This window comes from Peribacillus simplex (genome assembly GCF_030123325.1).
Lineage (GTDB): Bacteria > Bacillota > Bacilli > Bacillales > DSM-1321 > Peribacillus > Peribacillus simplex_D.
The window spans coordinates 646821-671986 of record NZ_CP126106.1 but is presented as its reverse complement, the minus strand read 5'-3'; the positions used below and the strand labels follow the sequence as shown (position 1 = coordinate 671986).

At 41.1% G+C, this 25166-nt stretch carries 24 protein-coding genes and 1 riboswitch; of the genes, 5 read left to right on the top strand and 19 right to left on the bottom strand.

The genetic code is table 11. From position 1 onward, the window contains the following. Positions 1-2: 2 nt before the first annotated feature. Positions 3-788, top strand: a complete 786-nt coding sequence (locus QNH43_RS03225) for a glucose-1-dehydrogenase (RefSeq protein WP_283916784.1) — start codon at positions 3-5, stop codon at positions 786-788. Between the two features lie 226 nt (positions 789-1014). Here the strand turns inward: QNH43_RS03225 and QNH43_RS03220 are convergent, their stop codons facing one another. The 11 genes from QNH43_RS03220 to QNH43_RS03170 form a co-directional block, all read right to left on the bottom strand. Further along, positions 1015-2157, bottom strand: coding sequence for an amidohydrolase (locus tag QNH43_RS03220; protein WP_283916783.1), 1143 nt, complete (start codon positions 2155-2157; stop codon positions 1015-1017). A gap of 14 nt (positions 2158-2171) precedes the next feature. Continuing rightward, positions 2172-2681, bottom strand: a complete 510-nt coding sequence (locus QNH43_RS03215; protein ID WP_283916782.1) for a GNAT family N-acetyltransferase — start codon at positions 2679-2681, stop codon at positions 2172-2174. A gap of 22 nt (positions 2682-2703) precedes the next feature. Next, positions 2704-3474, bottom strand: coding sequence for an amino acid ABC transporter ATP-binding protein (locus tag QNH43_RS03210; RefSeq protein WP_283916781.1), 771 nt, complete (start codon positions 3472-3474; stop codon positions 2704-2706). Then, positions 3471-4181 carry an amino acid ABC transporter permease gene (locus tag QNH43_RS03205; protein WP_283916780.1) on the bottom strand — a complete coding sequence of 237 codons (711 nt, stop codon included), beginning with the start codon at positions 4179-4181 and terminating at the stop codon, positions 3471-3473. The genes QNH43_RS03210 and QNH43_RS03205 overlap by 4 nt, the downstream gene beginning before the upstream one ends. Before the next feature lie 20 nt (positions 4182-4201). Further along, positions 4202-4909, bottom strand: a complete 708-nt coding sequence (locus QNH43_RS03200) for an amino acid ABC transporter permease (protein ID WP_283916779.1) — start codon at positions 4907-4909, stop codon at positions 4202-4204. 32 nt (positions 4910-4941) lie between these two features. Beyond that, positions 4942-5760 (bottom strand): transporter substrate-binding domain-containing protein, encoded by an 819-nt coding sequence (locus QNH43_RS03195; protein WP_283916778.1) that lies wholly within the window; start codon positions 5758-5760, stop codon positions 4942-4944. A gap of 21 nt (positions 5761-5781) precedes the next feature. After that, positions 5782-6318, bottom strand: a complete 537-nt coding sequence (locus tag QNH43_RS03190) for a GNAT family N-acetyltransferase (protein ID WP_283916777.1) — start codon at positions 6316-6318, stop codon at positions 5782-5784. A gap of 121 nt (positions 6319-6439) precedes the next feature. After that, on the bottom strand, positions 6440-6700 hold the full coding sequence (locus QNH43_RS03185) for a glutaredoxin family protein (protein WP_283916776.1): 261 nt from the start codon (positions 6698-6700) through the stop codon (positions 6440-6442). Between the two features lie 38 nt (positions 6701-6738). Then, entirely contained in the window at positions 6739-8073 is a 1335-nt protein-coding gene (locus QNH43_RS03180; RefSeq protein WP_283916775.1) for an LLM class flavin-dependent oxidoreductase, read from the bottom strand. Positions 8074-8141: 68 nt separating this feature from the next. Beyond that, positions 8142-9164, bottom strand: a complete 1023-nt coding sequence (locus QNH43_RS03175) for an LLM class flavin-dependent oxidoreductase (protein WP_283916774.1) — start codon at positions 9162-9164, stop codon at positions 8142-8144. Between the two features lie 133 nt (positions 9165-9297). Further along, complete coding sequence (locus tag QNH43_RS03170) at positions 9298-10209, bottom strand: LysR family transcriptional regulator (protein ID WP_283916773.1); 912 nt, start codon at positions 10207-10209, stop codon at positions 9298-9300. Between the two features lie 471 nt (positions 10210-10680). Here QNH43_RS03170 and QNH43_RS03165 point away from each other — a divergent pair, with 471 nt between their 5' ends. Beyond that, complete coding sequence (locus QNH43_RS03165; RefSeq protein WP_057278656.1) at positions 10681-10893, top strand: hypothetical protein; 213 nt, start codon at positions 10681-10683, stop codon at positions 10891-10893. A 106-nt stretch (positions 10894-10999) separates the two neighbouring features. Here the strand turns inward: QNH43_RS03165 and QNH43_RS03160 are convergent, their stop codons facing one another. The 3 genes from QNH43_RS03160 to QNH43_RS03150 all read right to left on the bottom strand — a co-directional run bounded on the left by QNH43_RS03160 (position 11000) and on the right by QNH43_RS03150 (position 14135). After that, positions 11000-12349 carry an FAD-binding oxidoreductase gene (locus tag QNH43_RS03160; RefSeq protein ID WP_283916772.1) on the bottom strand — a complete coding sequence of 450 codons (1350 nt, stop codon included), beginning with the start codon at positions 12347-12349 and terminating at the stop codon, positions 11000-11002. A gap of 169 nt (positions 12350-12518) precedes the next feature. Beyond that, on the bottom strand, positions 12519-12659 hold the full coding sequence (locus QNH43_RS03155) for a hypothetical protein (protein WP_283916771.1): 141 nt from the start codon (positions 12657-12659) through the stop codon (positions 12519-12521). 90 nt (positions 12660-12749) lie between these two features. Further along, the gene (locus QNH43_RS03150; protein WP_283916770.1) at positions 12750-14135 is read right to left on the bottom strand and encodes an amino acid permease; all 1386 of its coding nucleotides are present in this window, start codon (positions 14133-14135) and stop codon (positions 12750-12752) included. Between the two features lie 515 nt (positions 14136-14650). After that, a riboswitch (glycine riboswitch) is annotated at positions 14651-14729 on the top strand. Between the two features lie 207 nt (positions 14730-14936). Here QNH43_RS03150 and QNH43_RS03145 point away from each other — a divergent pair. The 3 genes from QNH43_RS03145 (at position 14937) to QNH43_RS03135 (ending at position 18244) form a co-directional block, all read left to right on the top strand. Next, the gene (locus QNH43_RS03145; protein WP_283916769.1) at positions 14937-16280 is read left to right on the top strand and encodes an amino acid permease; all 1344 of its coding nucleotides are present in this window, start codon (positions 14937-14939) and stop codon (positions 16278-16280) included. Between the two features lie 288 nt (positions 16281-16568). Further along, positions 16569-16769: a DUF3311 domain-containing protein gene (locus tag QNH43_RS03140; RefSeq protein ID WP_048685209.1), complete on the top strand. Its 201-nt coding sequence runs from the start codon at positions 16569-16571 to the stop codon at positions 16767-16769. After that, positions 16766-18244, top strand: coding sequence for a sodium:solute symporter family protein (locus QNH43_RS03135; protein WP_283916768.1), 1479 nt, complete (start codon positions 16766-16768; stop codon positions 18242-18244). The genes QNH43_RS03140 and QNH43_RS03135 overlap by 4 nt, the downstream gene beginning before the upstream one ends. A 151-nt stretch (positions 18245-18395) precedes the next feature. Here the strand turns inward: QNH43_RS03135 and argH are convergent, their stop codons facing one another. The 5 genes from argH to QNH43_RS03110 are packed head-to-tail and all read right to left on the bottom strand — an operon-like array spanning position 18396 to position 25027. Continuing rightward, entirely contained in the window at positions 18396-19880 is a 1485-nt protein-coding gene (argH, locus tag QNH43_RS03130; RefSeq protein ID WP_283916767.1) for an argininosuccinate lyase, read from the bottom strand. A gap of 16 nt (positions 19881-19896) precedes the next feature. Further along, positions 19897-21585, bottom strand: a complete 1689-nt coding sequence (locus QNH43_RS03125; RefSeq protein ID WP_283916766.1) for an ABC transporter permease — start codon at positions 21583-21585, stop codon at positions 19897-19899. Next, entirely contained in the window at positions 21582-22694 is a 1113-nt protein-coding gene (locus QNH43_RS03120) for an ABC transporter ATP-binding protein (RefSeq protein WP_283916765.1), read from the bottom strand. Before QNH43_RS03120 ends, QNH43_RS03125 begins: the two co-directional genes overlap by 4 nt. A gap of 15 nt (positions 22695-22709) precedes the next feature. After that, on the bottom strand, positions 22710-23801 hold the full coding sequence (locus QNH43_RS03115) for an extracellular solute-binding protein (RefSeq protein ID WP_283916764.1): 1092 nt from the start codon (positions 23799-23801) through the stop codon (positions 22710-22712). Beyond that, positions 23801-25027: an ROK family transcriptional regulator gene (locus QNH43_RS03110; RefSeq protein WP_283916763.1), complete on the bottom strand. Its 1227-nt coding sequence runs from the start codon at positions 25025-25027 to the stop codon at positions 23801-23803. The genes QNH43_RS03115 and QNH43_RS03110 overlap by 1 nt, the downstream gene beginning before the upstream one ends. Between the last annotated feature and the right edge of the window lie 139 nt (positions 25028-25166).

The window sequence follows — 25166 nt, the reverse complement described above, 5'->3', positions numbered from 1 at the left end:
TGATGTATGAAGATTTAGAGAAAAAAGTGGTAGTCATTACTGGGGCGGCAAAAGGGTTAGGAAAAGCCATGGCCGAAAGGTTCGGTAAAGAAAAAGCACATGTCGTATTGAATTATCACACTGAAAATGACGACCATAAGGAAATCATCAAAACGATTGAAGCTGCAGGCGGGAAAGCCGCAGCGATTCAAGGTGACATTTCAAAGGAAGCGGATGTGAAGAAATTGCTTTCATTCGCTGTGGACACCTTTGGTACGATCGACATCATGATAAACAATGCAGGTATTGAAAATGAAGTGGCCAGCGAAAAATTGACTCTGGAAGATTGGCAGAAAGTCATCGATGTAAATCTAACGGGGATGTTCCTCGCAAGCAGGGAAGCAATCAGTTATATGCTCGATCATGGAATTAAGGGCAATATCATTAACATGTCATCCGTTCATGACCGGATACCTTGGCCTCATTTTGTCCACTATGCAGCAAGTAAGGGCGGAGTGAAGATGATGACTGAAACCCTTGCACTTGAATATGCTCCCAAAGGGATTCGCATTAATAATATTTCACCTGGTGCGATCGACACACCCATCAATGCCGAAAAATTCAATGACCCAAAAGCCAAACAAGAAGTCATCGACCTGATACCGATGGGATATATCGGAAAACCGGAACAAATTGCCGCTTGTGCCGCTTGGCTAGCATCCTCAGAGTCTAGCTACGTAACGGGAATGACCTTATATGCTGATGGCGGAATGACCAAATATCCAGGATTCCAAGCAGGAAAGGGCTGAACTTAACTTGTTAGTTTTAGTGGCTGTTGATATTTCCCTTCTATAAATAAGAAACATTTATGTATATGGATAGGAAAAAAGAATTTGAGGGACTAGGTCTCTTCTTTATGTCCCTTCCTATATATGTCTTTGTTTATGAATCTAAGAAATATATCACATATTTTTATATTAATTTGTAACAAAGGTACAGGCACGCAATCGTGTCTGGCACCTAAGTCAAATATGTTCACCACTTACCATGGTTATATAATAAATCCTTGGCACTTTCAGATAAAAAATGAGCAGCTTTAATAATGGATTTTTCATCAACAGTAAAAGCTGGATGATGCCAATCTTCGTTTCCGTTTGCACCAAAAAAAACAAAGGTACCGGGGATATGTTGAAGGTAATAAGCGAAATCTTCACCACCCATTGAAGGTTCTGGATTGATTACTCGTAATGATTGCTCCAAAGCAGACCTGCGTGCCATCTCTGTGACAGCTGGATGATTATGAAGCGCGGGTGGTCCAGGAAACCAACCAATCTCAGCTTCCTGTGAAAAAGCAGCGGCGATATGATTCACAATCGAATAAAACTTATTCTTTAATTCTTTCCGGATAGTGGATTCAAAGGTTCGTATCGTTCCTTCAAGTGTGACATCACCTGGAATCACATTCCAGGTGCTTCCCCCTGTTACTCTCGTAACGCTCACCACAGCACTATCTAATGGGGATACATTCCGGCTGACGATAGTTTGAAGAGCGGAAATAAGCTGGGCCGCTGCCGCTATTGGATCTTTTCCGTGTTGAGGGATGGCCGCGTGACTCCCCTTCCCTTGAAGGACAATATGAAAACGGTCCACTGCCGCCATTAACGGACCAGCTTTTATACCAATGGTGCCGACAGGCAAGTTGGGTTTATTGTGCAGTCCAATCACAGCTACCACATCGTCAATTTGACCATCTTTTATCACTTGCACCGCTCCTCCTCCAAATTCTTCTGCGGGTTGAAAAAGCAATCGCACTGTCCCGCACAACTCCGATTGACATTCTTTTAAAAGGTGGGCAGCACCTATTGCAGCTGCCGTATGAAAATCATGGCCGCAAGCATGCATCACCCCTTTTACTTTCGAAGCAAATGGCAGCCCGGTTCGTTCCTCAATCGGAAGGGCATCGATATCCGCCCTTATGGCTATTGTCGGTCCGGGTTTGCCACCTTTTATGTCTGCAAAAACACCTGTTTTCAATCCTGTATGACGGATCTCAATACCCTCTTCCTCGAGCCACGTTTGTATGGATTTTGTCGTTTCAAATTCTTCATTTGATAATTCCGGATATTGATGTAAATGGCGCCGTATCGATATTAAGCGCTTTTCCAACTCTCGACTCATACAGTCGCCTCCTTCTATAAATCCAAGCGATAGCATTTTACTAAAATATCATGATTTTGAAATTCCTTCGTTCGATCCCGTTTAAAGCCAAACCATTCATATAGTTTAATGGCTTTATGCATCTTATCAGTAGAATGTAGATACAAACTGGACGCACCTTGCGATTTTGCATAAGTTACACTAGCTTTTAATAATTCCTGTGCAATACCGCGTCCCCTTGATTCGGGATGAACGGCCAACAACCGAATGATTGGTGAAAAAATCCCAAGTTCCGGCTTTTCATATGCTTTTTCAGATGATTGAAAAAGCTGTAATGTGCCAAGGATATCCTGATTGCACTTTGCAACCAACACCTTATCAACATGTGGATTATCCACCGAGGATTCAATATTTTTTAAATATCCTTCCCAAGCTTCCGGGTTCGAATATTCATGTTCATATTGTTGATAACTTTCTACCAATAAACGGCGCACCGTCTCTTTATCTTCTTCAATCAATTCATCGACTACAATTGTATTAATCATACGTCCTCCTTGGCCCCTTCCTTTAATTGGCCTTTTCTTCTAATAACGGTACGGAAAAATCTCTTGATATCCGGTTAAAAAATTGTCGTGTTCGTTCTTCCTTTGGAGCATTGAAGATCTCCAATGGTGACCCTTCTTCAACAATGACCCCGCCATCCATGAAAAGAACGCGATCCGATATCTCTTTAGCAAAGCTCATTTCATGGGTCACTATCACCATCGTGATGCCTTCCAGGGCTATTGCTTTTATAACAGAAAGCACCTCCCCAACCAACTCAGGGTCGAGTGCCGACGTTGGCTCGTCAAATAGAATGACCTCCGGATTTAAAGCAAGTGCCCTGGCAATTCCAACACGCTGCTGTTGTCCTCCTGACAATTGCGAAGGGAAATAGTTATGCTTATCTCCCAAACCCACTTTTTCCAATAACAGCTCGCTTTCCCGTTCCGCTTCAGCTTTCTTATATTTTTTTGTAACAATTAACCCTTCCATTACATTCTCCAAAACAGTTTTATGAGCAAATAAGTTATAATGCTGAAAAACCATTGCCGATTGTCTTCTAAGGGATAAGATTTCCCTTTTGGTCGCCTTCTTGGACTTCACCTGTATATCTCCCACTTGAACAATTCCCTCATCAGGTTTCTCCAGAAAGTTCAGGCACCTAAGCAAGGTTGTTTTCCCAGATCCACTCGGTCCAAGAATGGTAACTACTTCCCCCTTGCCTATTTTTAAATTAATTCCTTTTAAAACGGGCTGCTGGTTAAATGATTTTTGTATATCTTTTAAATAAATCATTGTACTCCTCCTCGATTATAGGCAGTGGCCTTTTTCTCAATTAAAAACGAAAGCCCCTCTGCAATGATTGTAAGGCCCCAATAAATTAAACCAGCAGCGATAAAAGACTCCAAAAATTTCAAATTTGTGGATGCAACTATATTGGCTGCTCCTGTCATTTCTTTTTGCGATACAATGAAAGCAATGGATGACGTATGCAAGAATCCAATGAAAATATTCGTGAAATTCGGGATGGACTGAGCAATGGCCTGTGGCAAAACGATTCGCGTCATGGCTTGAAACGAATTCATCCCCACGGAATAGGCTGCTTCCATTTGGCCATTGGAGACACTGATAATTCCCGATCTGAATATTTCCGATAAATAAGCACCCGCACTCAACGATAAGGCGGTTAAGACAAATAAGATGATTGGAATGGAATTAGATTGAATACCCAAATCAAACTTTTTAGAAATTTGATCGATTAATAATGGAAAACCGAAATAAATGAGCATTATGTGCATGATAATCGGTGTTCCTCTAAAGAAGGAAACATAGCCATTTGCAATTCCACATAGAAATTTCACTTTATATATCCTAATCAATGCAACAGCGAGACCGATAATAAACCCTGCAAGAAGAGGAAGAATGGTTAAAATAAGTGTGATCGGAAGTGCTCTACTAATCTCCTTAAAAGCAGTCCAAATGAATAGAATATCAATCGTCAAGTCCTTCCCTCCTCCCTTTGTTATCCAGTAGCAGACACATCAGCAGATTGATGCCGATTTATGCGGTTTTCATAAAGTCTGAATATTTTCTCGAACAATAGCACGACTGCATAATAGATAACGGCTAATGAGAGATAGACTTCGAGAGCATGTGCAGTTGCGGCAATCAATGTCTCTCCCCTGCCCATCATATCCATCACGCCGATGGTAAAGGCAAGTGAGGTATCCTTCAAGGATCCGATAATAGAGTTTGCGATATTCGGAAAAGCAATCCTTATTGCCTGAGGAAGCACAATTCGAAAAAAACTTTGACTATTATTCATGCCAACAGAATAGGCTGCTTCCGTTTGCCCATAATCGACAGCCTTAATCGCTCCTCGGAATATTTCAGCGAAATGCGCCCCATTACTTAATCCATACGTAATGATGACAAAATAAAGAGCATCCATTCTTGAAATATCAATATTAATGAATAACAGGATTGCAGGCAGTCCATAAAAAACTAGAAATAATTGTATTAAAATAGGCGTTCCCCGAATGAATGAAATATACAATATGACAAATTGGCACAAGACAGGGATACGAAATAATCTAAGGATGGCTGCCGCTATCCCGATGACCATTCCTAATAATACGGATGCTGCCAGAATTTGCAATGTTACTCCAAGATAATATATTAACGTCGGAATGAAATCGACGATTAATGTGGGATCAAATGCTTTTCCCATGCTTTAGCACCTCCGCGCTTACTACTATCTAATTAAAATCCCACTGAATAGTCTGCGCCCAGCCACTTTTTACTTAGTTCGCTAACTACCCCTTCATTCTTCAGTTCCACAAGTGCTTCATCAATTCTCTTCTGTAAAGGCGTTTCGTCTTTTCTTAGCAAAAAGTATACTTTTGAATTAAGAAGCGGCTCACCCACAACCTTTTGCTGTGCATCTGCTTGTTTATTTAAGAAGTCGACTGCAAATGGTGTAGTAATGGTAGCATCCGCCCGACCAGTTTTGATTTGAGTCTTCGTATCATCTGCGCCTTGGCCAGAATAGACAATTTCAATACCGGCATTATTTTCTTTATTATATTTTTCAAGAAAAACAGCAGAATTGCTCGTTGCACTCACTATCGCTTTTTTTCCTTTTAGATCTTTAATGGAATGAATATCATTGTTGTCCTGATGAACTGTAACTTGAAGCGGAAAGACATTGTATGGTTCTTCATTAAATAGAAATTTTTCTTTCCGTTCATCATTAACTTCCATTTGATGAGCAACAAAATCTATTTTGTTCGTTTCTAAACTTAATAATAGATTAGAAAATTCCATCGTTTTAAATTCAAATTCATATTCAGGCAGCTTTTCATCGATTTGACGAACCAACTCGACATCATACCCTGTCAGATTACCAGCCTTATCCAAAAAGCAAATATTAGGGAATTGCGTCCCTGTTCCAACAATGATTTTCTGAACTTTTTTATCTTTTGAATCCCCAGATTTTGCTGTACTGGTTGTTTCTTCTGAAGAGCAAGCTCCTAAAAAAGTTAGTAGCAGTGCCATAACAATTAGTAATGTTTTTTTCATCTCAATTCCCCCCGAACATTTTTAATTACTAACAATTGGTTCTTTATTTTCAATAATGCGATACAGCGTTTCATCTAGAATTTTGCGAAGATACACAATTTTTTCTCCATCATGGTCTCGTTCAGCAAAAATCTCATAACCTCTTCTTTCATAAATGGAAACAAGCCAAGGATGACGTTCAGCAGTCGCCAAATAAACGGCCGGCGCCTTCACCTGTTTCCGAAGTGCATTTTCTTCCACCCAGGTTAACAAAGTCGAGCCAAAACCTTTTTGTTTGTATACGGGATCGACTGCAAACCACCAAATGAACGGGTACGGACTGAAATGATCAGGATCATTCCATGGAGGACGAACTGTCACGGTGGAAACAATTTGGCCCTCCTGTTCTACTAAAACATAAGTGAGATTCCGCCTAATATTATTCGTCACTAGCTGCAAATCAGCTGTCGCAGCAAGAAAATTAATATTCAATTCCCTGATTGGTTCATAAGCCCGAAGTGTGACATCTAGCACTTCTGGAGCATCCTTTACAGTGGCAAGACGGATTAATTGGGTCATGATTAACTCCCCGTTTCTATAACATATTATTTACACAAGAATAGTCGGATTTACTTATGCAATCTTTCCTTAATTCAATCACTCATGCATATAAACTCAGATTTAAACGCTTGATTTTTTGTTATTGTACACGTTTAAGTACTTTTTCAAGATGAGGAATTCCAATTTCCGTAACGCTCTCATATACGCTGCCTCGCCCAATTTCAATAATGGGCACATGCCGAACCCCATATTTGATTTCTAAAATATCTCGCCGATCATCATGATTGGTAACATCCACCGTTTGATAAGCGATCTCCTTTTCTTTTAAGTATTGTTTAACCTCCTCGCAATAGTGACATCCTTGTTTTGACCAAACGACGACAGATAGCGCTTCTCCCATTTCTTATTCCTCCTTCAATTTTTCAAATGATTCTTATATCATTGATTAATGCTTTCCTTCGCATAACGATTTTCCGGGAATGGAAGCCCCAAGTTGCCTCTTAAGGTTTCTGCTTCATATTCTGTACGATATATTCCCCTTTTTTGAAGGATAGGGACCACATCGTCTACAAAGTCACTTAAAGCATTTGGAACACTTGAAGAAAAGATAAATCCGTCCGCCCCCTTCTCTTCAAACCATTGCTGAATCAAATGCGCCACTTTCTCTGGGGTTCCAATGAAAGAAGTCCGGGGTGTAGCCTCTTTAAGTGCAACTTGACGGAGCGTTAGCTGTTTCTCCTTCGCTTCCTGTTTAATTCGATCAGTCGTACTTCTGAAACTGTTTTTTCCGATGTCTCCGAGATTTGGGAAAGGTGCATCCAGTTCATATTGGGAAAAATCATGATGATCGAAGTAACGCCCCAAATAGTCAAGCGCCTTATCTATAGAAACTAGGTTAGCTAGTTCTTGATATTTGTGCTCCGCCTCTTCCTCAGTTGCACCAATGATTGGCGCGATACCTGGCAGAATTACAATTTCATCAGGATTTCTCCCGAATGCAATAGCCCTGTTTTTTACATCTTGATAAAATATCTTTGCATCTTCCAATGTTGGTTGACCTGTAAAAATTGCATCCGCTTCTTTAGCCGCAAAATTTTTGCCAGCTTCTGATGAACCAGCTTGAAAAACGACAGGTCTCCCCTGTTTAGATCTGGCAATGTTGAGTGGTCCTTGCACGGAGAAAAATTCTCCTTTATGCTTTAATTGATGCATTTTAGAAGGATCAAAAAACTCACCGGATTCTTTATCCCGAGTAAACGCGTCATCCTCCCATGAATCCCAAAGTCCTTTGGTGACTTGTATATATTCTGATGCTATCCGATAGCGTTTGGCATGATCAGGGTGTTCTTCAATCGTTTTGTTATAGTTCAAGGCAGTACTCTCAAGAGGGGTAGTAACAAGGTTCCATCCTCCACGACCTTGACTAATGTGATCAAGTGAAGCAAATTGCCGAGCTACTGTAAATGGCTCACTGTATGAGGTGGAAACTGTTCCGACAAGCCCTATTCTTGATGTGAAAGCAGCGAGTGCGGATAAAATGGTAATTGGTTCAAATCGATTTAAAAAATGCGGAATTGACTTCTCATTGATAAACAATCCGTCAGCAATGAAAAGTAAATCGAACTTTCCCTCTTCAGCCTTCTGGGCCTGCTCCTTATAATATTCAAGACTAACACTGGCATCTGCTTGAATGTCTGGATGTCTCCAACCGGATATACTCCCTCCAACTCCATGAATAAGCGCTCCAAGCTTCAACTTTCTCTGCTCAGTCATCAATACTCCTCCTTTAATTAATCGGTTTATGACTTCATCTACCATCTTCCCTAATTACTGAAGACTTTTTAATTTTGGCTCGTAACGTGTTTCTCTTCAGATATGGCTAATTGAAGTGGACTCAACAATCGAAAAGATCTGAACCTTTCGGCTTCCTTTAAAATCGGCGAATGCAGGATAAACTCATCCACCCCGTACTTTTCATGTAAATTTGCTAAGACTTCTTTTACATAAGAAGGAGTTCCAGCAATAATATTGGAATCCTGTTCTTCTATTTCGTAAGGCTCCCCAGACTGCTTCCCGAATAACTCTGCTTGCGCTAGTGTTTGGACCGTGACAGAACGACCGCTTTTGAGATGAACTTTCACGATCTTCTGATCACCTGTTAACTGTTCCGCTTCTAGTTGTGAAGGAGCAGCAATCACTGAAACCGATACCTTAAAGCTCCCAGTCGGATAGATACTTTGGTAAATGCGTGCAGCATCTTCAAGTACAGTCTCATTACTGTTGATAAATCGAGCAAATACATAAGATATCCCAAGATCGGCTGCTAGCCTGGCACTGCCGGCACTAGCACCAAGCAAAAACATCTTAGGATTTTCCGAAGGGAGTGGTGTCGCTTGAATGCCTGCAAGCGGGTGAGTTTCATTAATTGAATTTTCAATTATTTTCTGCAGGAAAGATAACCGCTCTTCGAAATCTTTTCCATCATTCACAGTTCCAAACTGTAGCGCCTTCGTTGATAAGGGGAGACCACCTGGTGCCTTTCCGATGCCAAGGTCTACCCTGCCTGGCGAAAGATTCGATAACACGTGAAAGTTTTCCGCCACTTTATATGGACTATAATGCTGAAGCATAACACCTCCGGACCCTACCCGAATCGATTTTGTCTGGGCTAATAAATAAGAAATCAATACTTCCGGGGAGGACCCCGCCAGCTGTTCGGCATGATGATGTTCCGATACCCAGAAACGGGTATAACCCCACTCTTCTGCATGTCTAGCCAGATTAATGGTTTGCTGTAGTGCATCAAATGCTGAAGCTCCTGGAAATATCGGGCTTTGGTCTAAAATGCCAAGCTTATAACTCATATTCTCTCCTCCGCTTTAATTCAAAGTTTACTTATGCGAATAATTATATTTTGACATATCCTATCACCTAAAACATGCTAATGGCAATGGTTTAACTAATAGAAAAAAATATTGTATTGATAGAAAATATCTATCAATTCGATTGTATCTGTAATTTCTGATGGTTTTTCTCAAATTTCCGAATTGAAAAAAGAATGTCTTTCCATAATAAGGGGGCTTCCATCCCGTGATTTAAATGCGTCAGATAGATGTGCTGCTTTATCTTGATTAAATGTGACACATCCACTTCAACCAAAGTTCCCTGTTCTAACTCTTTTTTAATACATAAGTACGGTAAAAATCCGATACAGCTTCTGCTAAGAATTAGCGATTTCGCCACTTCCAGGTGATCAACCTGAAATTCAATGCGCGGCTCAACATTAGATACTTCAAAAATTTTATGAACGTGGTTCCAGTCAAACGCACCACACTCGAAAAATACCAACGGCTCCATTGCTAGTTCCTGAACTGTTAGCTCAGTTTGAAGTTGAAATGGATGTCCTGGATACACCACTAAACGAATCGAATTATCAAGGGTTTTGTAATTTTGCAGACCACTATGTGTAACATCCTTCATAAAGGCTATATCGACCTGTTTCTGAAGCAATTTTTCCATTAATGCATCATTTGTTGCTGAAATAAATTTAAAGCGTAAATTAGGGTTTTCCTTTTTCCATAGAGGAAGAGCATATGGAATAAAGTATTGCGATGTAATGATATTAGCCCCTATCGTTATTTCCTCCAGTTCGCTTCCTGTTTTCAACTGCTTTTTCCCCTGGTGAAAGGTACGAATAATTTGATCCGCAAATGGAATGAAGGCTTTCCCTTTTTCAGTTAAAATAATCCCTCTCCCTTGCCTCTCAAATAGTACTGAATCGAGTTCACTTTCAAGCGTCTTAATTCTTGCCGAAACCGTTGGCTGTGATAAAAACATTGCCTCTGCGGCCTTATGAAAACTATTAAGGTGAACAACATACATAAAAGCTTCAATATGATCAATATTCATCTTGCCAACTCCTTTTTCCAAAATGAACGCAAAAAGCCCCTGTTCGCTTATAGCGTTCAGGAGCTTTCGGTTGTCCAATCAGCTCATCCTCTTATAATAATTCTTTCTCCGATTTTAATCTGATAAAACCAATAAGTAAAGTATAATTTAATTAACTGAACAAGCAAAAAGTCACGATAAATTTTTTGCGTTTTCATACATTATGATATTCAAGGAACATAATACGAATTATGCCGATGAAAATTTAAGGATTCCAAGTAAATAAAACGAATAATCCCATTCTCTTTCTGCCTCTTTTCAATCCTAACTTTTTTACGAATTTGTTGTTTATTCCATTGGATTTTTTTCCTGTTACAGAAAATTTCCAAGCTGTCCATCCTGCCTAAATTATATATTTTTCTCCTTATAAAAAAGAAAAGAAAGGTCATCCTAATGGAGTAATTCCAATAATGACATAAGGAGAGAAACTTCATGCCTCAACAACAAATTGATATCAATCAATTAAATCAAGCAAAAGCAAATGTCACCCTTACGCAAACCTTACTTTCACAAGCAATTGAAAAATCTTCCTCTGATCCAACTTTGGCACAAGAAGCCATTAAACAAGCTGCTCAAGAAATCGCCCAAGCCCAATCTTCCGTAAATCAGGTTTACAATACAGTACAAGCTCAGCAAGCAGAATGATTTTGAGTATTATCTCGATTAAATGATTCAAAACAAGAAGAAAGAGGCCTATATCCAATTTAGGGATAGGCCTTTATAATGGATATTTTTGATGCATCCAAGCTTTTCAACCCCACTTATTTAATGGCGGTATGCTTTGAGGGAACTTAAACGCATTGTATGGATCATACCTCGTTTTCACTTCCCGAAGCCGTTTAAAATTTTCTCCATAGTACGCAGTTGGCCAATCTTTGATGAGAGTATCCGGCCAATTCACGTAGTCACCAGTAGTGAATGGCGACAAGGCGCGCTTCAGGTCCTTGATCCAACGAATGTTTAGCCGTTCTTCTTCTGGATTGGCCCATGTTGCCTGATACTCCTGGGCGATGATGGCATCGCGATAATAAAAAGCTGTCTCCTTTGGATCTTTAAGGCCCGCAACTCCTCCCAAGGATTGGTGCCAAATGGCTGCATTTTCATTTGGAGCATTCTCCAAAAAATGTTTCATGGTCATGATGGCTTGCTGTGAAAAAGTTTTTTCAATGAAAGATCCTGACCTCTTTCGATACGCCGGTTGATTCCCAGCCGGATAATCAAAGAACCTTACTGCTTCAATGTATGGGACTTCCTCTATCATGACATTTATTGGTGAACCAGTTTTTGTCATAGGCTTTAATAGCTGCTTCAATCTATGTGCCGTTCCAACAAATTCACCTTGAGCAATAATTTCGTTCGCTTCCTTTGCCTTGAATTCTATTTCAGAAGTTAAGCATTCATCAGCTTGAGGGGCCCAATCCTGCCAGGCTTCAAACACCGCTTCAAAATCTTCCCATTCCCATGTGACGGAGAAAATGGATACCCTTGATACGGGGTGTACCCTGAAAGTAAGAGAAGTGACTATGCCAAAGTTTCCCCCTCCTCCCCCGCAGCATGCCCAAAATAAATCACTATTGATTTCCCTATTTGCTTTAATGAGTTTGGCGCCCCTCTTTCCACACGCCCTTACCATTTCTAATTCAAGAAGATTATCACAAGTAAGTCCAAAGTGCCTCGTTAACATACCTATTCCACCGCCGAGCGTAAGACCTACAACACCAACACTGCTTTCGGTCCCTGCCGGAATCGTCGTGCCATAGTTCCATAACGTATTATATACCCGCCCTAAATCAGCTCCGGCTTCAATTTTTGCGATCATCTTCTCACGATTGACCTTGATATTGTACATTTCACTAATATCAATGATTTGACCGCCATTCACTAATGAAAAATTTTCATAACTATGCCTGCCGCTCCTAACCCGGAAAGGTACATGATTTTCCCGGGCCCATTTCAATGAATTCAACACATCATTCGAATTTTGACAAAACACAATAACCTTTGGGAATTTAGCAAAACTTAAATTATTATTTATCCTGGCATGCTCATACTCAGCATCATTAGGTGTAACGATACGCCCGGTAAGCTTTGTTCTTTCCAAAAAGATAACCCCTTCCTCGGGTAAATATGTTACATCCTATGAAAAAACCTGGCAGGACGGTACATTTCCCTTGCTGGCCCTTCCTTGTAATGGGGTCAAATTAGCTTTACTCGTGAATTCAACGCATTTACTCGTGAATTCTACGGTTTTACTCGTGAATTCAAACGTTTTACTCGTGAATTCCAGCTTTACTCGTGATTTCCACGCTTTTACTCGTGAATTCAACCGTTTTACTCGTGAATTCAACGCATTTACTCGTGAATTCAACGCATTTACTCGTGAATTCAACCGTTTTACTCGTGAATTCCACGCATTTACTCGTGAATTCCAAAAATTGATGCACAAAGACAAAAAAAGCCCTTCTCGAATTAAGAGAAGGGCTTTCTATTAGTATTTCTTATCAAGAAATCTCATCATCGGATTTAACATCCAATGGTGTTCGTTTATCCATTTTCAGGATGTAATAACTTGCTATGACCAAGGCTAGGAAAACGATCCCGACAACCAAGGAAATCCTTGTACTAGGATTGATCCACATACCGACCAGCACCATCAGTAAGAAGGCAATTGTCGCATAGTTACTGAAAGGGGCCAACGGCATTTTGAAAGGATGCTTCTCCATTTCAGCAGCATTCACCTTTCTGAATTTAAGCTCACTGATAAGTAAGACAAACCATGGAATCATCCCAGGCAATACACTCGCACTGTACACATAAAGGAATAATTGCGGCGGTGCAAGGTAATTCAGGATAACCCCGATGCCCAATCCTAAAAGTACAGCGATCGTGCAATATGCCGGCACTCCATTTTTAGATACTTTAGCGAAGGCTTTCGGAGCTTGGCCATTCAATGCCAGTGTGTAAAGCATACGTCCTGCACTGAAAATCCCACTGTTGCATCCAGACATTGCTGCAGTGATTACGACAAAATTAATGATGCCTGCCGCTGCAGTGATACCTATTTTGGCAAAGGTTGAAACAAATGGACTGCCTAAGTCATCCAGTTGATCCCAAGGGAAGACTGTCACGATGACGAATATGGCACCAATGTAGAAAATTAATATGCGCCATATGATTGATTGGATCGCCTTTGTTACGGTTTTCGTTGGATTCTTCGCTTCTCCGGCTGTTATGCCGATAAGCTCAACGCCTTGATAGGAAGCCACGACAAGGGAAAGCGCGAAGAAGAACCCTGTCCAGCCTCCCGTAAAGAAGCCGCCATTTGCCCAAAGATTCGATAATCCAATTGCATCCCCGCCATTTCCTATTCCAAAGAAGATAAGGCCAAGGCCGGCAATGATCATCAATATAATCGTTATGATTTTTATAAGCGCAAACCAAAATTCAAATTCCCCGAAGGATTTAACGGAAATGAGGTTTGCCGCCCCCAAGATGATCATGGCGACCACACCTGGTATCCAAGCAGGTAACTCCGGGAACCAATATTGCATATACAGCCCAACCGCGATGATTTCGGACATTCCGACGATTACCCATTGAAACCAATTGCTCCAAGCAGTCATATAACCCGCCAAGGGATGTATATAGCTGCTTGCAAAGGTTGCAAAAGAACCTGTAGTCGGTTCTAAATATAGCATCTCACCCATGGAACGCATGATGAAAAATATAAAAATACCTGCGATTGCATAAGCAAGCATAACAGAGGGCCCGGTCCATTTGATCGTGCTCGCAGAACCCATGAATAACCCGACCCCGATGGTTCCGCCCAAAGCTATCATTTGAATATGTCTAGATTCCAGCCCTCTCTTTAATTCCTTGTTCGACATGATTAACTCCCCCAGATGCAATATCGGTAATGCTTTTCTATCCTTGCCACGAACGACTCTCTTTTAATTATTGCGGTTAGAAATGCTTGATCGTAATCAATATTACATAACACTTCAATTATATTTTCTTATCTTATAATAGTAAATATTCTGTAAAAATACAATTGTATTTTTGAAAAAAACAGTTGCCAATAATATCTTGTCGATTTTTCTAATCTAAAAATATCATTTTAAAAAAATGATGTTCAGTATTTTATAATAGTGATTGTTCAAAAAAAGTAGAAAACGATCACTTTTGCTTAAACCTTAAGTTAAATACAGTCCACCATTAAACTGTAAATAATGCCTGTTTCATTTCAAAAAAATTTGTTGACCTACATAAAAATAGATGATAGAATTCCAATATTATTTTATAAGCATAATGAATGATCCAACAGTGGAAGATTATCACTGACAGACATTCCTTCACAACCGCATACAAGCAAGCGATGAATGCTATGGATGACACTATAGCAGGAGCAGCTTCTGGAGAGACTGTACAAGATGCAGCGCCGAAGGATTCACAATCTCAGGCAAAAGGACAGAAGAGTAACGAATGATAGAATTGTTATTCTGAACCCTTTAAGAGATTGGTATTATCCAATCTCTTTTTTTATTGTCCATTTGTGATTGGACTTAAAACTACACGCTTGAAAACCAATGGAATAGGCAAGCAGGGCAAAAAATCACGTCCCTCTCTCCAAGACCATGCAAGTTGAAATCATTCACTAACAAGACTATAAAAAAACGGGGGCGTAAGAATTGGCTAAACAGGAATTAAAAAGAGATTTAAAAAATCGTCATGTACAACTGATTGCAATAGGAGGAACCATTGGCACCGGTTTATTTTTAGGATCCGGAAAAGCCATACAATTGGCTGGACCTTCCATTATATTCTCCTATCTGATAATAGGGATTGCCTTGTTTTTTGTGATGAGGGCGCTGGGCGAATTGCTATTATCCAATGCAGGTTATGCATCATTCACTGAATTTGCAACCGAATATATCGGCCCATGGGCTGGATTCGTGACAGGTTGGACATATTGGTTCTGTTGGATCATGACCGCAATGGCCGATATCATAGCTGTCGGTGTCTATATACAATATTGGTTCGATATCCCTCAATGGATTCCGGCTCTAATATGCCTAGTCATTCTGTTAGGTTTGAACCTATTGACCGTTAAGTTATTTGGCGAATTGGAATTCTGGTTTGCCATCATTAAAGTGATCACGATCATTGCCTTGATCATCGCAGGAATCATTCTTTTGATCATCGGCTTCAATACCAATACCGGAACGGTTTCCGTAACGAACCTATGGAATCATGGGGGCATGTTCCCCAATGGCATTTCCGGATTCCTATTATCTTTACAGTTGGTCGTCTTCTCATTTGTCGGTGTCGAATTGGTCGGGGTTTCCGCAGCGGAAACGGCGAACCCGAGAAAGAACATTCCCTCTGCCATCAATAAAATCCCTGTCAGGATTTTACTTTTCTATGTTGGTGCCCTATTCGTCATTCTCTGTGTCAACCCATGGACACAACTTGACGCCACGAGCAGCCCATTTGTAGAGGTCTTTGCGTTAATCGGCATTCCCGTCGCTGCAGGAATCATCAACTTCGTCGTGTTGACATCAGCTGCTTCTGCATGCAACAGCGGTTTATTTTCAACAAGCCGGATACTCTATACGTTAAGCAGGAATGGCGAAGCCCCTGCTAAACTGGAAAAATTAAATAAACAGGCTGTTCCAAGCAATGCCTTATTAACATCCACAATCGTTGTATCAATTGGTGCATTATTAAGCAAGCTGATACCGGAACAGGCATTTACCGTAGTGACGACCATCAGTGCCATCTGTTTCATTTGGGTATGGAGCATAATCTTGATCTCCCATATCAAATATTCGAAAACAAGGCCTGATCTAAGAGCCGAATCAACTTTCAAGGCACCTTTTACACCCTTTGTCAATTACGCCATTTTAGGATTATTCCTCTTCATCCTTATTGTAATGCTATTCGCTGAAGCTACACGACTATCACTGCTCTTGACCCCGATCTGGTTCATACTCTTGGTGATACTTTATAACTATCGGAAAAAATATAGCTAAAGGAGATAAAGCCTTGAATTCAAATTCGAATTCAAGGCTTTATCCGTCCATGAAACACATCAAGATTAGGCAGTTGGCGCGTTTTTGCTAAAATATATCAGGCAACTGCATTAAATTTTATATCAAAATAGTGTAAGCTAATATATATCATCGGACCTTTTTAAAAGAAGGTAAATCCGTCCTGCATGAATTTTCCTTCCCGGTTTGGTTCACCCAGCCATCAGTGGCATTGAAGAATAAACCCCATTGATGGACGTTTCACTTATTTAAAACGGAGGGGTTTGTTTAATGAAGATAATATATATCCTTACTCTAGTTCCTTTTATAGGCATACTAGGATTTCTACCTTTTGTTAATAAAATAGAACCATACGTATTAGGGATGCCTTTCAATATGTTCTGGATGGCTATGTGGGTGGTCCTTACCTCTGCCATATTGGGCATCATGTATAAGCTGGATCCCAGGAATCGGGAAGGTGACCAGGAATGAATATTGCTCTCTTAATCATTTTAGCATTTTTACTTCTATCGATATTTTTAGGGATACGCTCTTCAAAAGGAAAAGATATGGACTTGGAACAATGGACGGTGGGCGGACGTGGTTTTGGTGCGATTTTCGTCTTTCTGCTGATGGCCGGGGAAATCTATACGACCTTCTCTTTCCTTGGCGGCAGCGGCTGGGCATATGGCAAGGGCGCACCCGCTCTATATGTTCTAATTTACATTACTTTGTCTTATGTATTATCCTATTGGCTCCTTCCGGAAATATGGAAATATGCCAAAGAAAATAAACTGATGTCTCAATCCGATTTCTTTGTGAGCAAATATAAGAGTCCCAGTTTAGGAATTTTGGCTGCACTTGTCGGTGTGGTGTCGATGATTCCAGTGATCGTCGTGCAGCTGAAAGGATTGGGAATCATTGTCTCTGAAGCATCTTATGGTGCCATCTCAATGTCCGAGGCAGTTTGGCTGGGGGCGGTCAGCCTGACCATTTATGTGATGATCTCCGGTATACACGGTTCAGTTTGGACAGCGGTCATTAAAGATATCATGATGGTCGCCATAATAGGATTTTTGGGGATTTATCTGCCGATCCATTACTTTGGCGGATTCCAGCCGATGTTTGAAGCGATTGATACGGCCAAGCCTGGTTTTCTAAAGTTCCCTGATCAGGGACTTAGCGTATCATGGTTTATCTCCACGGTAATATTGCTCGTATTCGGTTTCTATATGTGGCCACAAGTTTTCAGCGCTGTCTATTCAGCACGCAGCGGCAAGGTATTTCGAAAAAACGCCATCATCAGCCCTTTATATACACTCATGCTGTTATTCGTCTTTTTCGTTGGGTTTACAGCTATATTGAAAGTGCCCGGACTCGTTGGGGCAGATGCAGACCTCTCATTGCTGCGCCTTTCTATCGAGACCTTTGATCCATGGTTTATAGGTATAATCGGCGGAGCTGGATTGTTGACCGCATTGGTGCCGGGATCCATGCTTTTGATGAGCGTCGCTACACTGCTCGCGAAAAACGTCTATAAGGAATTTACACCTGCAGTATCCGATCGTCACGTTGTACGATTGGCAAAGTTCCTTGTTCCCGTCATTGCCCTTATTGCCGTCTACTTCACCTTAAACGGCGGCGAAACGATGTCGGCATTAATTCTTATGGGATACAGTCTCATCACACAGCTATTCCCGTCCCTGCTCTTTAGTCTGAAGAAGAATAATCCCATCAATAAATATGGCGCAATCGCCGGCATCATCACCGGATTATTCATTGTAATCTGCATTACACTCAGTTCTTCAACTATAGGAACCTTGTTTCCAACCTTGCCTCAAGCCGCGAAAGATTTGAATGTGGGAATCATCGCCTTGGCGGTCAATTTCATTGTGATGATCACGGTAAGTCTTGCTTTCAGAAAGCACGCGGTTCAGTTGGAACCAAAATCCGTTAACGATATATGAAGCAACTTTGAAACTCGTTTTTTGATAAATAAATAAGGAAGGCTCAGTCAAAAGACTGAGCCTTCCTTATTATCGACATCCATTGTCATAATGTCCTTTTTCTTGATAATTGGGAGTATGGAGCAAATACTCGTGAATTTCCCTGGCACCTTCAGTAATCCACTAAAGCCTTCCTGCCATCATTCAACGCTTTGACCATTTTCTTATATTCATGCAGCTGTTGTTCCAGTTTTCGTTTTCTATTTACGATCATCCTCGTAACCTCTTTCGGGCTGGGCCCGCCTTGGATGCTTCTAATCTCCACAAAGTATTCGGGAGAGATGATCTTTTTCCATTCGTCTTCAGTTAAATTCACTGCAACAAATTCATTGATGATCTTATTGATGTCTTGTGTGTCCCAATCATAAAGCTCCTTCCCTTCACCACTCGACCGTTTTGCAATATGACTGGCGATGGAATGAGCTTTTCTAAATGATATCTCGTAATCTCTTGATAGGGTATCCGCTAATTCAGTAACCGTTATACTGGATTTTGCGGCCATTTTCTTTGTATGTTCTTCATTTACTTTCAAAGTCGATATGACGGCATACATGAGTTTCATGACACGTCCTGCATTCGAAAATGCCCGATATAAATGCGGCTGTAAATCATCTTCCGTATCGACGATATCACCAAATGGCGTATTGTGGATCATATTCATTGCAGCGAGTGCATCACCATATGCACTGCTAGCAATCGAACGGGAGTGTTCAATGGAAACTGGATTTCTTTTTTGCGGCATGATGCTGCTCACTTGAACATAAGGATCGGCCACATGAAATGTACCAAACTCCCTTGTCACATGCTGCAGGAAATCCTGAATCCATCTCCCTGTATTGACCATGCACGTCATGATGGCCGTTGCGGTTTCCAATAAATAATCCGCCCCGCCTATCGAGTCATAGGAATTCTCGATCACCGAATCAAACCCAAGCAGTTCAGCAGTACGGTTCCGGCTGATCGGAAAACCGGTGGTCGTTAACGCGGCAGCTCCCAAAGGCGATTGGTTAACCGTTTCATAGGCTGCCCATAACCGGCCAATATCCCTTTGAAGCACATCATAAATGGCTAAAAAGTAATGTCCTATCGTAGTCGGCTGAGCCGGTTGGGTATGCGTGTAACCAGTTATATAGGTTTCTGTATGTTTTTCAGCCTGCACCAGGAATGCCTCACTCAAATGGTTTGCATAGCCAATCAATTGGAGCATATGGCCTCTCAAAACAAGCCGGTACATCGCGACTCCCATATCATTACGACTGCGGCCGATATGAATCTTTCCTGCAAGTTCATGACCAATTTCCTCACCTATCTTTGCCTCCATCATGAAAAATAAGTCTTCGAATTGGGGCTGATAGGTCAACTGCTTAAGATCTGTTTGGGCCACTTTCCGAATCCCATCAAGCATGGTTTTCGCCTCTTCTTCTTTAATGATCTTTTGTTCCGAAAGCATGATGACATGCGCCCGATGAATATCGAACATTGCATGAAATAAGTAATCTCTTTGATCATTAAAAACAGGCATCAGAAGCTCTCTAGCATATGTTTTTCCGGGAAAGACACTACCTTCATTTTTGATAAATTCTTCAAGCCTGCTCATCTTTGAACCTCCAAATTCATAAAGCTTTTTCCGCTTTGATTCCAAAAAACTTGTTCGAAATAAAGAGAACGATTACAATCAGCGTGATTTGAATCATCCCATAGGCAGCTGCCTGCCCCATATTGAACATTCGAAGCTGATTCATGATTTCAATGGATATGGGTCTGTTTGAAATCGTGTACAACAGGACCGAGGTCGGAAATTCCCCCACAGATTCGATAAATGCCAATAATGTCCCTGATAAAACGCCAGGCATTATAATCGGAAATATGACCTTTCTGAAGGTATAAAACCACTTTGCCCCCAAGTTTCTGGCCGCTTCTTCAATCGAATCATCGAGCTGCTCCAGAACGGCGTTAGTCGAGCGGACAACGAGTGGAATATGTCTGATGAAATAGGCAAGGGGCAAAATCCAAAATGTTCCTACCAATATTTGACCGAATGAAAAAATGCTAGGTTCATTGAATGCGAATATCAAGTTCATCCCTATGACCGTTGCAGGCAACGCCCAAGGAATCATGACTAGAATATCGACAAAGCTTTTCCCGACGAATTTCCGTTTGACAAGCACATAGGACGCTATGACCCCAAACACCAGATTTGCCAACGTTGCAATGACCGCCATCAGTAAACTATTTCGTAACGGTTTGAAGATATTAGGGTCTTCAAACAAAAGCCTGTAATTTTCCACATTAAATACTGTTGGATACGTTTGAAATGTCCAGGTTCCATCCGGCACAAGTGAAAGCAAAAGAATCGTAAAGTGCGGTAAAAGCAAAATAATCACGCCAATGATGCCCGTTACGGCCATCACCCATTTCATAATCGGGTTCTTCACTTCACTCCTGTGTGCCCCAATCCCTTTTGAAGCCATGCGATAATCTTTCCTATTCTGATACCAACGCATGAATAATAGAAATGAAATCGAAACGATGGATAGAATGACGGATTGAGTAGCGGCAATTTCCATATCACCATTTATTTTTGAAAAATAAATTTGCAGGCTCAACACCCTGTATCCGCCAGCCAATAAAAACGGGGCACTGAATGAAGCCATTGATATCATGAAAACAAGCAAAGAAGCGGCAACGATGGCAGGTGTCAATAATGGAAATGTCACCTTCCAAAAAACCTTGAATTTATTTGCACCTAAGTTATAAGCAGCTTCTTCAAGGGACGGATCGATTTTATTGATTGCAGCGGACACGGTCATATAAAAATAGACATACATCGTATAGGCATGCACGATAAGGATTCCCGATACCCCGCCAATTTTAAATGGAACTTTATCGAGACCAAACAGATCCTTGATGGCATTTGGAATCAATCCCGATTCTCCATATAAAAACATAAAAGCCATGACCCCTACCAATGATGGAAGGACAATCGGCAAAATCGCTGCTGATGAAAAGAAGCTTCTGCCGGGAAAATCATAACGGTTAAAAATAAATGCGAGCGGAATGCCAATCAAGGCACTGACCAATACACTCAATAAGGATATATAAACGGAATTCCATAGCGCCTCTAGGTTCGTTTTCGATTCCTGCACGAAGAAGTCCTGATAATTTCCAAGGGATATCGTTCCGTCTTTTTGCAGACTTTCGATAAAGGTCCTCAATGATGGGTAGAGAACATACGCTACGAGCACCATTACAACTGGTATAAGCAGCCAAATCGTCAACCTGGTATCACGATTTTTAATCATGGAGCATCACCGCTTATGACAGGGATAAGACGCAGCTGTTTCTCAGGAAGCTGGACATACACTTCCTTTCCTTGATAAAAGTATCCAAAATCCTGAGTGTTGAATACGTCAACCCTTAGTGACACTTCTTGAACATCCACCATGACATTCACAACAGACCCAAAGAATTGGACGGAATTTATTTTACCTCTAAATATATTCATTCCTTCTTCGGCTGCATCCAGAATTCTGATTGCTTCAGGACGAATCGAAACAGCAAGATCACCATCAGTCTGTATGATTGAAATTCCTTCTCTAGCTTGATATTCTACATTCAATTTAATCGGTTGTTCACTATTTTTAAGAGTAACCACTACATTCTCTTGTTGATCGTTTTCGACTTGAACGGGCAATAGATTAATCTCGCCTATAAATCTTGCCACAAAATCATTGGCCGGCTGATTATAAATTTCTGCCGGCGTCCCGACCTGGTGACATACACCATAATTGAAAACAGCGATCCGATCACTCATGGATAATGCCTCGGCCTGATCATGTGTAACATAAATGGTGGTAATCTTATAATCACGCTGCAACCTTAAGATTTCCGCTCTCATTTCATCACGAAGCTTGGCGTCCAGATTACTTAATGGTTCATCCAGCAGTAATATTTCAGGTTCAATGACCAGCGCTCTCGCAAGGGCCACCCGCTGCTGCTGTCCTCCGCTTAACTGACTCACTTGACGATTCGAGTAGCTCTCCAGCCTGACTTTTTGGAGGGCTTCCAGCACTCTCCTCTTTAAATCAGCAGAAGAAACTTTTCTTACTCGCAAGCCAAACGCTACATTTTCAAAAACAGTCATGTGGGGAAAGAGGGCATAGTTTTGAAAAACCATGCCTGTATTTCTTTTCTCCGGAGGTACACGCGTCATATCTTTGTCGCCAAATCGGACGACACCTTTTGTCGGATAATAAAAACCGGCAATCATTCGAAGCGTTGTCGTTTTACCGCAGCCACTTGGACCAAGAAAGGTAAAAAACTCACCTTCTTTGATTTCCAGATTTAAATGATCAACAGCTATCGTTTTCCCGAAGGCTTTTTGGACATTCTCTATTTTAATTGACGCCATCCCAACGACACTTCCTTATTCTTTAATTTCTTTATCTCCGCTTTTAATATTTTCGTCCCAATATTTCATCCACTCGTCACCTTTTTCTTCGAATGCATTCCAATCAATATCCATCCCTTTAATTTCTGTTTCCGTGATCCATTCAGGTAAATCCTTCACATCATTTCTGGTCGGAATCCTGTAAAACTCTTCTGCCAGAGTTTTTGCGGCTTTCGGTGAATTCACGAACTCATAAAAGGCTTCAGCCGCTTTTGGATGCTTGGCACCTTCAACGATGGCGATCCCCTCTGTCAATACTGGTGTTCCGCTTTCTGGAATGACGAACTCAAACGGATAATTTTTATTTTCCTTAAGCATGACAACATCCGGCATTGCCCAAACGGAAAGTGAGCCCTCTCCTTTGGCTACCTTGTTATACATCATTTCCGGGTTTGCTGAATATTCCTTTGTGTTTTGATCGAGCTTCTTTAACCAGTCATACCCTTCTTTCGGATCATTTGTATCCTTATACGTACGATAGATCATCGCAGAAAAAATTGTCCTCATCGTTCCGGAGGCTAACGGATAGCGAATGATGATTTCGTCTTTCCACTTCGGATCAAGCAGTTCATCCCAATCTTTCGGTACCTCGTCTTTTGATAGTTCTTTGCTGTTATACATGATGACTTCCGGTGTCTGGCTCGTTCCCGTCCAATACCATTCCGGATCGTGGAATCCTTTATCGAGACTATCGGAATAGCTAGGCTTATAAGCAGCCAGCAGCCCATCACTCTTTGCTTGATTGAAGTTCGTGGAAGGTGCCCCCCACCAAACGTCTGCCTGCGGATTACTTTTCTCTGATCGAACGCGGTCAAGGATTTCCTGAGACCCCATATCAAGCCACTCAACATCAATACCATACTCATCTTCGAACTGTTTTTCGAATTTTGATAAAATATCTTTGCCATGCGGTGAATAAACTACGATCTTATCTTCCAACTCACCCTTTTTTCCCTTGGCACCGCCAGCATCCGAATTCGTTTTCGTATCTGCACCGTTACATCCCGAAATCAATAGCGCTGCCGATAAGGCCATTACTGAAACAAGCGACTTTTTCTTATTTTTCATTAATACTCCCCCTCATCACGAAAATTCAAAATGCCATCATGTTCCCTTAAGAAAAGGGAAACCGCTCCAAGCACTCCTGCGTTTTCTCCCAGTTGTGAAGTTTTCATTTCTACTAAACTAGGAAGATATCGATCAACGATCTCCCGAATTCTAGGTAAAATGTATTCAGATGAATTTAAAACACCACCTCCTAAAATAATCACCTCTGGATTAAGCAAACTGGCCGCATTGACTATTCCGCAGGCCAAATGTTCGATGGCTTCATTTATGACGGCAATGGCTGTCGTGTCTCCTTTTTTTGCTGACAAAAAGGCATCCTCCCCCGATAGTTCGGAAGATTTGGCCCGTTCGAATAAAGAATGATCAGGATTCTTGAGAACCTCCCTGGTAAAATGACTGCCAATCGACTTTCCTCCTGCGACACTTTCCAAGTAGCCGTATCTATGGAAAATCGGCTTGAATTCACGCTTCATATCCTCTTTGTCCGTTACCATATATCCCATTTCCCCAGCTGCACTTGATGCTCCTCTGTATAACTGGTTATTCAAGATAATGCCGCTTCCTATCCCCGTGCCAACCGCAATGAACAGTAAATTCCGCTTATTTTGTGCATTACCCAACCACTGTTCACCTAGCGCAGCCGCGTTTACATCATTGTCTAGAAAAATGGGAAAATCAAAATACCGTTTCGCTTCGGCAATGAACGGATATTGTACCCAGCCTAAACTCGGTGCCTCTATTACTAATCCGCTTGCCGTTTGCGTTATACCAGGGATCCCGACTCCCATCCCCAATATCCTGCCTTTCGCAATCTGGTTCTTTGCAATTAACCGTTCCGTTTCAATCGCCATTTGTTTAAGAAGCCCTGATTGTAAATAGGTGTTAGTTGAAAAACTAGTGTCGGCGAGGATGTTGCCGCTTAAATCACTTAAAATGATTTTCACTTTCGTCCCGCCTATATCGACCCCAATGATATAGGCAGCCTTTTCATTAAAAAAGAGCTGGATAGGCCTTCTTCCGCCCTGAGAGGAGGATTCTCCTATTCCTTTCTCAAATACCCATTTCTCCTGTATAAGTTCATCCACAGCCAGAGAAACAGTTGGTTTACTTAGCTGAAGCTTAACAGCGATTTCGGCTCTTGAAATGGACGAACATTCCTGGATGCATTGAATGATTCTTTTTTTATTGACATATTTTTGATGACTGGGTGGTCTTTTAAAACTCATCACATCACGGCCTTACATCATTTAGTTAGTAAATCTTCCTAATTAAGTAAAAATATAACTTAAAAAAATCCAGCACACAAGTTATTTTTCTGAACTTTTAAAATGTTCAATTTTTAATAGTTAGTTCGAATCATTTACA

Bases quoted from the DNA above. Each gene is read 5' to 3' on its own strand.
- QNH43_RS03215 (WP_283916782.1), bottom strand. From the start codon at position 2,681: ATGATTAATACAATTGTAGTCGATGAATTGATTGAAGAAGATAAAGAG.
- QNH43_RS03220 (WP_283916783.1), bottom strand. From the start codon at position 2,157: ATGAGTCGAGAGTTGGAAAAGCGCTTAATATCGATACGGCGCCATTTA.
- QNH43_RS03170 (WP_283916773.1), bottom strand. From the start codon at position 10,209: ATGAATATTGATCATATTGAAGCTTTTATGTATGTTGTTCACCTTAAT.
- QNH43_RS03150 (WP_283916770.1), bottom strand. From the start codon at position 14,135: ATGTCGAACAAGGAATTAAAGAGAGGGCTGGAATCTAGACATATTCAA.
- QNH43_RS03210 (WP_283916781.1), bottom strand. From the start codon at position 3,474: ATGATTTATTTAAAAGATATACAAAAATCATTTAACCAGCAGCCCGTT.
- QNH43_RS03180 (WP_283916775.1), bottom strand. From the start codon at position 8,073: ATGACTGAGCAGAGAAAGTTGAAGCTTGGAGCGCTTATTCATGGAGTT.
- argH (WP_283916767.1), bottom strand. From the start codon at position 19,880: ATGAGCAGGCTTGAAGAATTTATCAAAAATGAAGGTAGTGTCTTTCCC.
- QNH43_RS03190 (WP_283916777.1), bottom strand. From the start codon at position 6,318: ATGACCCAATTAATCCGTCTTGCCACTGTAAAGGATGCTCCAGAAGTG.
- QNH43_RS03110 (WP_283916763.1), bottom strand. From the start codon at position 25,027: ATGAGTTTTAAAAGACCACCCAGTCATCAAAAATATGTCAATAAAAAA.
- QNH43_RS03175 (WP_283916774.1), bottom strand. From the start codon at position 9,164: ATGAGTTATAAGCTTGGCATTTTAGACCAAAGCCCGATATTTCCAGGA.
- QNH43_RS03115 (WP_283916764.1), bottom strand. From the start codon at position 23,801: ATGAAAAATAAGAAAAAGTCGCTTGTTTCAGTAATGGCCTTATCGGCA.
- QNH43_RS03200 (WP_283916779.1), bottom strand. From the start codon at position 4,909: ATGGGAAAAGCATTTGATCCCACATTAATCGTCGATTTCATTCCGACG.
- QNH43_RS03195 (WP_283916778.1), bottom strand. From the start codon at position 5,760: ATGAAAAAAACATTACTAATTGTTATGGCACTGCTACTAACTTTTTTA.
- QNH43_RS03140 (WP_048685209.1), top strand. From the start codon at position 16,569: ATGAAGATAATATATATCCTTACTCTAGTTCCTTTTATAGGCATACTA.
- QNH43_RS03125 (WP_283916766.1), bottom strand. From the start codon at position 21,585: ATGATTAAAAATCGTGATACCAGGTTGACGATTTGGCTGCTTATACCA.
- QNH43_RS03225 (WP_283916784.1), top strand. From the start codon at position 3: ATGTATGAAGATTTAGAGAAAAAAGTGGTAGTCATTACTGGGGCGGCA.
- QNH43_RS03185 (WP_283916776.1), bottom strand. From the start codon at position 6,700: ATGGGAGAAGCGCTATCTGTCGTCGTTTGGTCAAAACAAGGATGTCAC.
- QNH43_RS03165 (WP_057278656.1), top strand. From the start codon at position 10,681: ATGCCTCAACAACAAATTGATATCAATCAATTAAATCAAGCAAAAGCA.
- QNH43_RS03120 (WP_283916765.1), bottom strand. From the start codon at position 22,694: ATGGCGTCAATTAAAATAGAGAATGTCCAAAAAGCCTTCGGGAAAACG.
- QNH43_RS03135 (WP_283916768.1), top strand. From the start codon at position 16,766: ATGAATATTGCTCTCTTAATCATTTTAGCATTTTTACTTCTATCGATA.